Genomic DNA, 12,564 nt, shown 5'->3' on the forward strand with positions numbered 1-12,564 from the left:
AGTTTTTTACACAATATCATCTGGCCCAAAAAAAAAGTGGCTTTAAAATGGTGCATATTCCGATCCAAACAGACGACAACTCAATGCCTTGATATTGCATGGTTTTATATACTTAAGCATCACATGATCTTTTTATTTGGCTAATAAGATTACCCAAATGACGTGCTTCCATGCCAAAAATTTCGACCTGCTTTAAGGCAGAAATATTTTTCATACTTGACACACACGGCCCTAAAACTCCTTAATTTGGCTGTCCCGTAAAAAGGACAGATCAGATATGTCGTTTCGGCATGTCTGGGGTGGCATAGAAGTTACCAAAGCCATTAAGAATGCTTTGCTAATGAGGGAGCTAATAAATGAAAATGAAAACGATCCTGGCCGCTGGCGCAATGTCTGTTGCAGCCATCGCCGCAAACAACGCCCATGCAGGAGCAATGCTTGACGGCATCAAGGCAAAAGGTTTCGTTCAGTGTGGCGTGAATACCGGTCTGCCGGGTTTCTCTGCCGCAAATGCGGAAGGCAAATGGGAAGGCCTTGACGTTGATGTTTGCCGTGCAGTGGCAGCAGCACTTCTGGGTGATGCCGAAAAAGTTCAGTACACGCCGATGACCGCAGCTCAGCGTTTCACCGCTCTGCAATCGGGCGAAATTGACATCCTGTCACGTAATACCACCTGGACCCTGACCCGCGATGCAAAGCTGGGCCTGACCTTTGGTGGTGTTAACTATTATGACGGCCAGGGTTTCCTGGTGCCGAAAGCCCTTGGTGTTTCGCACGCCACCGAGCTTGACGGCGCAACCGTTTGCGTTGAACCGGGCACCACGACCGAGCTTAACCTGGCCGACTACTTCCGCGCCAAAGGCATGAGCTTTGAACCGGTTGTTATCGAAAACATCAACGAAACCACGGCTGCATTTTTTGCAGGTCGTTGCGATGTTTACACCACCGACGCTTCGGGTCTTGCATCGGTTCGTCAGACCATGGCACCGAACCCGGATGACTATGTAATCCTGCCGGAAATCATTTCCAAAGAACCGTTGGGGCCGTCTGTCGCACAGGGTGACGATCAGTGGGCTGATCTGGTTCGTTGGTCGCTGATGGCGATGGTTGAAGCCGAAGAACTCGGCGTGAACAGCCAGAACGTTGACGACATGAAAAAGAGCGAAAATCCCGCAATCCAGCGTCTGCTTGGCGTGTCTCCGGGCATGGGCGAAGCTCTGGGTGTTGATGAAGAATGGGCATATCGCATCGTCAAACAGGTTGGCAATTATGGCGAAAGCTACAAAGCCAACGTCACCGCTAAGCTGGGCCTTGAACGTGGCCTGAACGCTTTGTGGACTGACGGTGGTCTGCAATACGCAATGCCGGTCCGTTAATCGTTACGGCCTTCGTAGACGAAATGAGCTCCGCCCGCTGGTCTTTTCTGCCGGGGCGGAGCTTTTCGTTAGCGCATCTGAATATTGGATACAATCTACACCTGAGGGACAGATGAGTAAAACTCAAAAGGCCCCGGGAGGTGTCCGTTCCAAAGGCCTGACCGATTACCTGAATGACGAAAATGTTCGCGCCGTAATTTATCAGATCGTCGCGATTTCCCTCGTCATATTGGCAGGCTGGTACCTGGTTTCCAACACACTGGCAAACCTGGAACGGCAAAACATCTCAACCGGTTATGGCTTCCTTGATCTGGAGGCATCGTTCGGGATCAGCGAAAGCATGATCAACTATACGCCGGAAAGCAATTATGCAACGGCGCTGATGGTCGGCTTTCTCAACACCGTCAAGGTGGCAGTTCTCGGCATTATTTTATGCACCATCATTGGCACGATCTTTGGTGTTGCACGCCTTTCCTCTAACTGGATTGTTCGCACGCTCGCGGCTGTCTATGTCGAGACATTCCGGAACATTCCAGTCCTGTTGCAGCTTTTTTTCTGGTACGCAATTATTCCAGGGGCTTTTCCCGCCGGAAGAAACGCCTGGCAGCCAATACCAGATGTCCTGCTGACAAACCGTGGGATGTATCTCCCCGTCCCTGTCGCAGACAACGCCTATAGCTATATGGGCATTGCCGCGATCATCGCGTTTATCGTCATCTATTTCATCAAGAAATGGGCAACAAAACGCCTTGATGCCACCGGACAGCCTTTCCCTATTGTGTGGGCCAGCCTGGGCATTTTCTTTGGCCTTGTTCTGCTTGCCTATCTGGTTGGCGGCGCCCCAACGGCCATGGATATTCCCTCTCTTCAGGGCTTTAACATTCGAGGTGGCTATAATATTTCGCCTGAATTCATGTCTGTGCTGATCGGGCTGACAATTTATACGTCAACCTATGTTGCCGAAGTTGTCCGGTCCGGCATCCAGGCTGTTCCGAACGGCCAGTGGGAAGCGGCGGAAAGCCTGGGGCTAAAACGTTCTATCGCGTTGCGAAAAATTATTTTGCCGCAATCGATGCGCGTCGCGATCCCGCCGCTGACCAACCAGTATCTCAATCTGACCAAAAACAGCTCGCTTGCTGTGGCGGTTGGCTATCCCGATCTGGTGTCGGTTTCAAACACTACCATGAACCAGACGGGCCAGGCGATCGAGGCGATCTCGATTTACATGGCGGTTTATCTGGGCCTTAGCCTGATAACGTCTTTGTTCATGAACTGGTTCAACAAAAAAATGGCACTGGTGGAGAGGTAAGATGGCAAACAGTCTCAAGCTACCACCGGGCCCGATTGGCTCCGTTGGCCAGCGTTCGGTTATCTGGGTTCGCAAAAACCTGTTTAACAGCTGGTTGAATTCGATTTTGACACTGCTTTCATTTGCCTTTGTTCTGTGGGTTCTTCCACCGATCATTGAGTGGGCGGTTGTCAATTCAACCTTTACCCCCACCATCGAGGCCTGCCGGGCAACGACAGGCGCATGCTGGGGTTTCGTTAACGCCAACCTGCGTTTGATCCTGTTCGGGGTTTATCCGTTCGATCAGCAATGGCGCCCGCTTCTGGCAATGATCGTTCTGTTTGGCATTATTATTGCCAGTCTTGCCGGGGTTAAATATCCCCGCTTGCAAAAAATGATCATCCCGATGTGGGTTGTCGGCATTCCTGTGATTGCTATTTTAATGTGGGGGGGCATGCTTGGCCTTACCTATGTTCAAAACAGCGCTTGGGGTGGTTTGCCGCTTACCCTTATCCTGTCGACAATCGGTATTGTCTTTGCCTTTCCGCTTGGTCTTTTGCTGGCCCTTGGCCGTCAATCGAACATGCCGGCAATCAAGACCCTGTCGGTGGTCTATATCGAAGTCATTCGTGGCGTCCCGCTTATTACAGTGCTGTTCATGGCATCCGTCATGTTTCCGCTGTTTTTGCCCGACGGCGTTTCAATCGATAAATTGCTGCGCGCCCAGATCGGCATCATTCTGTTTACGGCGGCCTATCTGGCCGAAGTATTCCGGGGTGGCCTTCAAGCCGTACCGCGAGGACAGTTTGAAGCCGGTGACTCGCTTGGCCTGTCCTATTGGCAGTCCATGCGCCTGATTATCTTGCCGCAAGCCTTGCGGTTGGTCATCCCGCCAACGGTCAACAGCTTCATCTCGATGCTCAAAGACACCACGCTGGTTGTGATTATCGGCCTGTTTGATCTTTTGGGTTCGGTAAAGCTGGCCCTGCGCAGTGACCCTGCCTGGACCAAATATTACGTCGAAGGCTACGCTTTCGCGGCCGCAATCTTCTTCCTGATCTGTTTCTCGATGGCCCGCTATTCCGCATATCTTGAAAAAGAATTGCGCAAGGGCGAGCGCCGGTGACGAGAGAGGAAAACAAAATGACTGCTCCTATCAGCACTAAGAAAGTTGCTCCACCACCGTCCGATGAAGATGTGATCACCATCCGCAAGGCAAACAAGTGGTATGGTAACTTTCATGTTCTCAAAGACGTGGACCTTACGGTTCGCAAAGGTGAACGTATTGTTATCTGCGGCCCTTCGGGTTCGGGTAAATCAACCCTGATCCGCTGCCTGAACCGTCTTGAAGCCTATCAGACTGGTGAAATCACGGTTGATGGTATTTTGCTGGGCGATGATGTGAAAAACATCGAAGCCGTGCGCCGCGAGGTTTGCATGGTGTTTCAGCACTTCAACCTGTTCCCGCATATGACGGTTCTCGAAAATCTGACACTGGCGCCGATCTGGGTTCGCAAGACTCCCAAGAAGCAAGCCATTGAACTGGCAATGCATTATTTGGAGCGTGTTCGCATTGGCGAACAGGCTCATAAATTCCCGGGTCAGCTTTCGGGGGGCCAGCAGCAGCGGGTTGCTATCGCCCGTTCGCTGTGCATGCAGCCAAAAATCATGCTGTTTGACGAACCAACCTCGGCCCTCGACCCGGAAATGGTCAAGGAAGTGCTCGACGTCATGGTTGAACTGGCAAAAGAAGGCATGACCATGCTGTGCGTGACGCATGAAATGGGCTTTGCCAAGGAAGTTGCCGACCGCGTTGTGTTTATGGATGCCGGAGAGATTGTCGAAATGGGCGAACCCCACGACTTTTTTGACAATCCCAAAAGCGACCGAACCAAACTGTTCCTCAGCCAGATTTTGTCGCACTAAACGACATTCCCGATTTAAACAGGCAAAGCGGCCCCGATATTTTCGGGGCCGCTTTGCCTTTCACACATTTCATCCTTGCGCCCTGCCCGTCAAGCAGCGACTATCGCCCCCTTATTGTTCGCATAACACTGAATGACCCATGACATTGCCCCACGACACCGCCCAAAACGCACACACCAATATATCGGCATTTTTGCGCCTGGAAAAAATTGGCAAGGATTTTGGCCCAAACACCGTATTGGATGACGTCAGCTTGACCCTTGACCGGGGGCAAACCATGGCCATCATCGGGCCGTCTGCCGCTGGCAAAAGCGTGTTATTGAAATGCCTGGCTGGCGTATATGACATTGATCGTGGACAAATCCTGATCGATGGGAAAGATGTTGCGGACAATGAAGATGGAAATCAGGGACACTGGACCGATAATATCGGCATGCTGTTTCAACAAAACGCCCTGTTTGACAGTCTGCCAATCTGGCAGAATGTGTGCTTTCAACTGATTGAAAACGGATCTTTGAAACGCAAGGAAGCCCGTGAAAAAGCGGTTGAGCTGTTGGGCCTGGTCGGGCTTGATCCCGATAGCAGCATATTGCGACCATCTGATTTATCCGGCGGCATGCAAAAACGCGTTGGCATCGCTCGTGCCATTGCCAGCGACCCGGAAATTCTGCTGTTGGACAATCCCACAGCCGGACTGGACCCGGTTTTATCCAGCCATATTGAAAATATGATTGAAACCATTGCAAAAAAGCGCATGACAACCGTTATTACCGTAACCAACGACATGGAACTTGCGCGCCACCGGTACGACTATCTGACCATGATGCATGAAGGCCGCGTTTACTGGTCCGGCCCGCGTGACCAGATTGACAATGCAAACAATGCCCATTTGACCCAAATGCTTAACGGATCGTCACAGGGCCCAATTTCGATGCGAAGCCAAAACCGGGGCCAGCATCTGGTTGCCTGAAAACAGCCAACGGCACCCAAGCACCCATCCTTATTCAACAAATCCTGCCCGTTTTGATGATGGGCAGGCAATGTCATTCATACTTGCTGTAAAAACCTTCTGGCCTCGTCAGTCGGCGCAATAGACCGACAAATCAGCCTGTTCAAGAATGCTGTCCCACGATTTTCCGGGGGCAATATCGGTAAACAAAGCATCGACTTCAGATAAATGCCCAAGGCGCACCATTGCGCGACGACCAAATTTGGAAATATCGGTGCATAAAAACGTTTGCCGGGAATTGGAAATAATTGCCCGGGCAACACGGACTTCACGATAATCAAAATCCATCAGACTGCCATCTTCATCAACACCGGAAATACCGATAATGGCATAGTCGACCTTAAACTGGCTGATAAAGTCGATTGTGGCTTCGCCGATGATGCCGAAATCGCGCTGGCGCACCACGCCACCGGCAATAATCACCTCAAAACCGGGATTGGCGGCGCAAATTTCGGCAACATGCAGGTTATTGGTAATAATTTTCAGATTTTTGTGCTCGGACAATGCCCGGGCAACTTCTTCGGTTGTCGTCCCGATATTAATGAATAACGATGCCCCTTCGGGAATATGTTGGGCGACCAACCGGGCAATTTTGCGTTTGGCATCCAGATTAAGAACCTGACGGTCGGTATAGGCCGCGTTTTCTGTTGTCGATTGGCTTGCCGCCCCACCGTGATACCTGGCAATCAACCCTTCTTCCGCCATTTCATTAATATCGCGGCGTATCGTTTGCGGGGTAACATCGAAATGCGTCGCCAGGGCATCAATTGTCATAAAGCCGCTGACAGCGACTTTTTCAAGAATTTCGCGGCGACGCCTGTCTAATTTACCCATTTTTTCTCCGATCCGGCGAATTTGGTTTTGGCGGTGGCTGTTCGCATTTCGCGGGTCTTAAAATGCGGGGATTAGGCACGATATGCAAGCCCTGCCACCCCCGGATCAAAACACAGCCGTCCCCGTAAAATGGCAAGTATCTTCAACAATAACAATGCACAAATGTCCAATAACGGCCCGGCCGGCATCATATCGCCGCTTTTCAAACAACCGCGGCCAAATTTGCGACCCATTCAAACCAGCCCGACATTAAACAGGGTCTCGCCCTAGATTTGGTTAACGACCGGCATATGTGCTGCGGTGAGCAAATCGCGAGCCGCATGGGTTTCCTCACGGATATAGTCGGCCAACAAACGAATCCGCGCCACATTGATCATGTCACTATGGCAAACCATCCAGTAATCGCGCATGATTTTGACGGTTTCAGGTAATACGGGCACCAGATCATCAAATTCAACGCCCATAAAATAGGGCAAAATACATAACCCGAATCCGGCGCGTGTGGCTTTTAGTTGGGCAAATACGCTAGAACTTTGATAGCCCGCCCGCAACCCGGGCAATAATTCGCCCAGATAGTTCAACTCCTGGGTAAAGATCATATCTTCGATATAACCGGCAAAAGGATGTGCTGCCAGTTGGGCGCGATCCGTGATGGGCGTGTGTTCGGCCAGATATTGCCGCGATCCGTAAACATATAACGCGTAGCTGGATATTTTTTCGCGATGATAGGACCCGGTTTTGGGCGTGTTCAGGGCCACCGAAATATCGGCTTCACGGCGTGAAAGTGACACAATTTGCTGGATATTAACCATTTCAATCGCCAGGCTGGGGTGCCGTTTGGCAAATATCGGCAATTTTTCGCCAATGAAAAAATTACCGAACCCCTCAGGCACGCTAAACCGCACAACGCCACTTAACGCAAATGAACCGGTTCCGACCTCGCCCAAAAGTTTATCGGCCTCCTGCGCCATCATTTCGGCAGGCCCCATCAAACGCGCCCCAAGCGGCGTCAGAACATACCCCCTCGGGTTCCGTTCAAACAGTTTGGCACCCAAACGTTGCTCCAGGCGGTCAATTCTGCGGGCCACGGTAACGTGGCTGGTGCGCAGGCGCCGGGCCGCCGCCGAGAGCTGACCATCGCGTGCAACTGCCAGAAAATACTGCAAATCATCCCAGGAAAAATTGTGCATTCGCACCTTCTGTTCATTTTTGTACAGATATTGTCCAAAATTATATATTTGTTGACGTTTTCGTCAATGTTAGCGTTCATGCTGAACAACAAAACAATAAGGTCGCTTGCCGGTGGATCCGCGCAAGGGATCGCTGTCAGGGCATCGAAACATTCCGGTGCATTACAAAAACAAACAAGTACACACCACAATGTACGCCAATCCGTTGCCTGTGTTCCGCCGTTTCCCTTTGGTAAACGGTTAAACCAGATTTCGGAAAACAGGAACGTCTCCCGCCAATCATCATGACTGGCGGTAACAATTTGGTTCAGTTAGGGAGGAACCTCAGATGAAGAAACTCGCGATGGCATCTGTTGCCGTCATGGCGGTTGCGGCTGCATTTCCGGCATATGCAGCTGGTATTTCCGACGATATCGTTAAAATCGGCATTCTCAATGACCAGTCCGGCGTCTATGCCGACTTTGGTGGCAAATGGTCATATGAAGCCGCAAAAATGGCCGCCGAAGATTTTGGTGGCACCGTTCTGGGCAAAAAAATCGAAATTATCACCGCCGACCATCAAAACAAACCTGACGTTGCTGCCAACATTGCCCGTCAATGGTATGATGAGGATAAAGTTGACTCGATCATGGAACTGACCACGTCCTCCGTGGCGCTGGCTGTTCAGGGTATTTCCAAGGAAAAGAAAAAAATCGACATCGTTACCGGTGCTGCCACAACAGCGCTGACCGGTGATCAATGCTCGCCTTATGGTTTCCATTGGGCCTATGACACCCATGCTCTGGCTGTTGGCACGGGCGGCGCCCTGGTCGAAAACGGCGGCGATACCTGGTACTTCCTGACCGCCGACTATGCCTTTGGCTATTCGCTGGAAGAACAAACTTCGAAATTTGTCACCGATAATGGCGGCAAGGTTCTGGGGTCGGTCCGCCACCCGCTTGGCACCAACGATTTTTCATCCTTCCTGCTTCAGGCACAGGCATCCGGTGCCAAGGTAATCGGCCTTGCCGATGCCGGGCTTGATACCGCCAATGCCATCAAACAGGCATCGGAATTTGGCATTGTTCAGGGCGGCCAGCGCCTTGCCGCACTACTATTTACCCTGTCCGAAGTTCATGGTCTGGGTGCCGAAGCCGCACAGGGCCTGTCGCTGACCGAAGGTTTCTATTGGGACCGCAACGATGAAACGCGCGCATTTGGCGAACGTTTCCATGACCGGACCGGTCGTATGCCCAACATGGTCCAGGCCGGCACCTATTCCGCCGTCTTGCAGTACCTCAAAGCCATCAAGGAAGTTGGAACCGACGAAACCGAAGCCGTTTCCAAGGCCCTGCATGAAATGCCGGTCAATGACGTTTTTGCCCATGACGGCAAGGTCGGGGCCAATGGCCGCATGATTTATGACATGTATCTGATGGAAGTTAAAAAGCCGTCCGAAATGAAGGGCGACTGGGACTATTACAATGTTCTTGCCACCGTTCCGGGGGACAAGGCCTTTATCAAACCTTCAGAAAGCGGTTGCGCACTGGCGCAGTAAAAACATGATGGCAACCGGAGAACGTCAAAATCCCGGTATGTCGCAAAACGCGAACGAGGCACGAGTGGTTCTTTCCGCTCGTGCCCTCCGCCGCGATTTTGGTGGCTTTACCGCGGTCAACAATGTCAACCTTGATGTATATGACGCCAAGGTGCATGCGCTGATCGGCCCGAATGGCGCAGGCAAAACCACTGTTTTCAACCTGTTAACAAAATTTCTTCAACCAACCAGTGGTTCCATAACGCTGCTGGGACAGGATATTACCAAAACGGCCCCTGCCCGTGTCGCACGGATGGGGCTTGTCCGTTCGTTTCAAATCTCAGCCGTTTTCCCGCATCTGACGGTGCTGGAAAATGTGCGTGTTGCCCTGCAACGACCCAGCGGGCTAGCGGTTCAATTCTGGCGATCAATGGATACGCTTGACAGGCTAAACGACCGGGCCGTTGAACTTTTGACATCGGTCGGGCTCGAAAAAGACATTCACAGTTACGCGGCAGATTTATCTTATGGGCGCAAACGGGTGCTGGAAATTGCCACAACCCTGTCGCTGGACCCCAAGGTCTTGCTGCTAGATGAACCCATGGCGGGCATGGGGCAGGAAGATGTCGGCCGTGTCGCCGAGATCATCCGCGAGGTTGCCCGGACCCGTGCTGTTCTGATGGTGGAACATAACCTGACGGTGGTGGCCGATCTGTGCGATCACATTACCGTTCTTCAGCGCGGTGAAATACTGGCTGAAGGGGATTACGACACCGTTAGCAACGATGAACGCGTAAGAATTGCCTATATGGGAACAGATGATGACTGACAAAGATATCCTTCTGTCCGTCAAGGATCTTAATGCCTGGTACGATGAAAGCCATGTTTTGCACGGTGTTAACCTTAATGTCCGGCGCGGGGAAACCGTTACCATTTTAGGGCGCAACGGAGTTGGCAAAACCACGACCCTGCGGTCGATCGTCGGCATTTTGCGCAAACGAACCGGCGAAATTGAATTTAACGGTCATAATCTGATGCGCCTGCCCTTGCACAAAACGGCAAGAACAGGTTTGGGATTTGTGCCCGAGGAACGGGGTATATTTTCAACCCTCAGCGTTGAAGAAAACCTGATGCTGCCGCCCAAAATCTCGGATAGCGGCATGAGCGTCGAGGAAATATACGACCTGTTTCCCAACCTTTATGAACGTAAAACCAGTTCGGGCACCAAGCTTTCGGGTGGTGAACAGCAAATGCTGGCAATGGCACGCATGTTGCGCATTGGCGTCGACATGCTGTTGCTTGATGAACCGACCGAAGGCCTGGCCCCGGTTATTGTTCAGCGCATTGGCGAGGTTTTACAAACCCTTAAACAGCGTGGCATGACCATTTTGCTGATCGAACAAAATTTCCGGTTCGCCAGCAAAATTGCCGACCGGTTTTACCTGATGGAACATGGGCTGGTGTCGGCTGGTTTTGATGCGGGCGAACTGCCCGACCGCATGGATATGCTGCACGAGGTTCTAGGAGTATAAACGCCGTGATCATGATATTTGGAATTCCCATTCAGGCGTTTCTGGGACAATTGCTGATCGGGCTGATCAACGGCTCGTTCTATGCAATGCTCAGCCTTGGCCTGGCAATTATTTTCGGCATGCTGCGCGTCATCAACTTTGCCCACGGTGCCCAATATATGATGGGTGCCTTTGCAGGTATGCTGTTGCTGACCTGGTTTGGCGTCAATTACTGGCTGGCCCTTATTCTGGCCCCGGTCATTGTGGGCATTACCGGCATTATTGTCGAACGTTTCGCCCTGCGCCGCCTATACAATCTCGACCACCTTTACGGCCTGCTGTTTACCTTTGGCCTGGCGCTGGTGATTGAAGGAACGTTTCGGTATTTCTATGGCTCGTCGGGCCAGCCCTATGCCACGCCAAAACTGCTGAGCGGCGGGGTCAACCTTGGCTTCATGTATTTGCCAATCTATCGCGGATGGGTCGTTATTGCATCCATGATCGTGTGTATCGGAACGTGGCTTCTGATCGAGAAAACCCGTCTTGGTGCCTATTTGCGTGCTGCCACCGAAAACCCCATCCTGGTGCAGTCTTTTGGCATCAATGTGCCACTTTTGCTGACGCTAACATATGGTCTGGGATCGGGTCTGGCGGCTCTGGCCGGGATTATGGCGGCGCCGATTTATCAGGTTAGCCCGCTTATGGGTTCCAATCTGATCATTGTGGTTTTTGCCATTGTCGTTGTTGGCGGTATGGGATCAATCATGGGGGCGATTGTCACAGGCTATGCCCTTGGCATTATTGAAGGCCTCACCAAGGTTTTTTACCCCGAGGCCTCCAACATCGTGATCTTTGTCATCATGGCACTGGTTCTTCTGGTCCGGCCTGCCGGTCTTTTTGGTCGGGATGCATGAAATGAAAACACCTTCCATGACGCCCCCTGCAACCACCAGTACAGGCACCCGCCTTCAGCTGATTTTGCTGGGGCTGGCTTTGCTGGGGTTAATCATCGCCCCTTTCACCTTCTATCCTATCTTTTTGATGAAGATTCTTTGCTTTGCCCTGTTTGCCTGCGCCTTTAACCTTTTGCTGGGTTATACTGGCCTGTTGTCGTTCGGTCATGCCGCGTTTTTTGGTGGCGCATCCTATTTTACGGCCTACGCGGTCAAGGAATGGGGCGTTCCGCCCGAAATCGGCATTCTGATTGGTGTCATTGGCGCGGCTTTCCTTGGCCTGATCATGGGCGTTTTCGCCATTCGCCGACAGGGCATCTATTTTGCCATGATTACCCTGGCTTTGGCGCAGATGTTTTATTTCTTCTGCCTGCAAGCCGAATTTACCCATGGTGAAGACGGCCTTCAGGGTGTACCGCGTGGGCATTTTCTGGGCTTTATCGACCTGAACCAGCCCCTGAACATGTATTTCTTTGTGCTTGGCGTGTTCATCATTGGCATTTTTGCCATCTGGCGCATTGTCAATTCGCCCTTTGGCATGATCCTGAAATCCATCCGTGAAAACGAAGACCGTGCCATTTCCCTTGGCTATTCGGTGAACCGTTACAAACTGGGAGCATTTGTGATGTCTGCCGCCCTTGCCGGTTTGGCGGGGGGAACAAAAACACTGGTGTTTCAGTTTGCCACCCTGACCGACGTTGCCTGGCAGATGTCGGGCGAAGTCATCCTGATGACGCTTTTAGGCGGCATCGGCACCATTTTTGGTCCCATCTTTGGTGCCGGATTTGTCGTGACGCTGCAAAACTATCTGGCAGAATCGGCTTTTCCGGTAACGGTTCTCACCGGGTTGATCTTTATGGTCTGCGTTCTGGTATTTCGTCGCGGCATCATTGGCGAGTTTAACGCATCGCGTCTGGGTGCCCGCCTTGGTTTGCGGACAAAGCAGTAAGGTCGCCGGTTT

Annotated in this window: 12 protein-coding genes; 10 read left to right on the plus strand and 2 right to left on the minus strand. The window is 51.8% G+C overall.

Going from position 1 to position 12,564, the window contains the following annotated elements:
* Positions 1-356 precede the first annotated feature (356 nt).
* From AAC086_RS00685 to AAC086_RS00705, 5 genes are all read left to right on the plus strand, one after another.
* A complete protein-coding gene (locus AAC086_RS00685; protein ID WP_339774147.1) occupies positions 357-1,376 on the plus strand; it encodes an amino acid ABC transporter substrate-binding protein in 1,020 nt (339 codons plus the stop codon).
* Positions 1,377-1,488: 112 nt separating this feature from the next.
* The gene (locus AAC086_RS00690; protein ID WP_339774149.1) at positions 1,489-2,685 is read left to right on the plus strand and encodes an amino acid ABC transporter permease; all 1,197 of its coding nucleotides are present in this window, start codon (positions 1,489-1,491) and stop codon (positions 2,683-2,685) included.
* Between the two features lies 1 nt (position 2,686).
* Positions 2,687-3,790, plus strand: a complete 1,104-nt coding sequence (locus tag AAC086_RS00695; RefSeq protein WP_339774150.1) for an amino acid ABC transporter permease — start codon at positions 2,687-2,689, stop codon at positions 3,788-3,790.
* A 17-nt stretch (positions 3,791-3,807) separates the two neighbouring features.
* Entirely contained in the window at positions 3,808-4,590 is a 783-nt protein-coding gene (locus tag AAC086_RS00700) for an amino acid ABC transporter ATP-binding protein (protein ID WP_339774151.1), read from the plus strand.
* A gap of 139 nt (positions 4,591-4,729) precedes the next feature.
* Complete coding sequence (locus AAC086_RS00705) at positions 4,730-5,560, plus strand: ATP-binding cassette domain-containing protein (RefSeq protein WP_339774152.1); 831 nt, start codon at positions 4,730-4,732, stop codon at positions 5,558-5,560.
* Between the two features lie 108 nt (positions 5,561-5,668).
* Here AAC086_RS00705 and AAC086_RS00710 read toward each other — a convergent pair whose 3' ends face one another.
* Both AAC086_RS00710 and AAC086_RS00715 read right to left on the minus strand, forming a co-directional pair.
* Complete coding sequence (locus tag AAC086_RS00710) at positions 5,669-6,433, minus strand: DeoR family transcriptional regulator (RefSeq protein WP_339774154.1); 765 nt, start codon at positions 6,431-6,433, stop codon at positions 5,669-5,671.
* Between the two features lie 266 nt (positions 6,434-6,699).
* Positions 6,700-7,623, minus strand: a complete 924-nt coding sequence (locus tag AAC086_RS00715; protein ID WP_339774156.1) for a LysR family transcriptional regulator — start codon at positions 7,621-7,623, stop codon at positions 6,700-6,702.
* A gap of 328 nt (positions 7,624-7,951) precedes the next feature.
* Between AAC086_RS00715 and AAC086_RS00720 the strand changes: the two genes are divergently transcribed.
* From AAC086_RS00720 to AAC086_RS00740, 5 genes are read left to right on the plus strand one after another with little or no spacing between them, the layout of a single operon-like run.
* Positions 7,952-9,160, plus strand: coding sequence for an ABC transporter substrate-binding protein (locus AAC086_RS00720; protein WP_339774157.1), 1,209 nt, complete (start codon positions 7,952-7,954; stop codon positions 9,158-9,160).
* Positions 9,161-9,167: 7 nt separating this feature from the next.
* Positions 9,168-9,968 (plus strand): ABC transporter ATP-binding protein, encoded by an 801-nt coding sequence (locus AAC086_RS00725; RefSeq protein ID WP_339774655.1) that lies wholly within the window; start codon positions 9,168-9,170, stop codon positions 9,966-9,968.
* The gene (locus tag AAC086_RS00730) at positions 9,961-10,671 is read left to right on the plus strand and encodes an ABC transporter ATP-binding protein (RefSeq protein ID WP_339774658.1); all 711 of its coding nucleotides are present in this window, start codon (positions 9,961-9,963) and stop codon (positions 10,669-10,671) included. Before AAC086_RS00725 ends, AAC086_RS00730 begins: the two co-directional genes overlap by 8 nt.
* Before the next feature lie 5 nt (positions 10,672-10,676).
* Positions 10,677-11,564, plus strand: a complete 888-nt coding sequence (locus AAC086_RS00735; protein ID WP_339774159.1) for a branched-chain amino acid ABC transporter permease — start codon at positions 10,677-10,679, stop codon at positions 11,562-11,564.
* Between the two features lie 16 nt (positions 11,565-11,580).
* Complete coding sequence (locus AAC086_RS00740) at positions 11,581-12,552, plus strand: branched-chain amino acid ABC transporter permease (RefSeq protein ID WP_339774662.1); 972 nt, start codon at positions 11,581-11,583, stop codon at positions 12,550-12,552.
* Positions 12,553-12,564: the final 12 nt, after the last annotated feature.

This window comes from uncultured Thalassospira sp. (assembly GCF_963976115.1).
Classification (GTDB): Bacteria; Pseudomonadota; Alphaproteobacteria; order Rhodospirillales; family Thalassospiraceae; genus Thalassospira.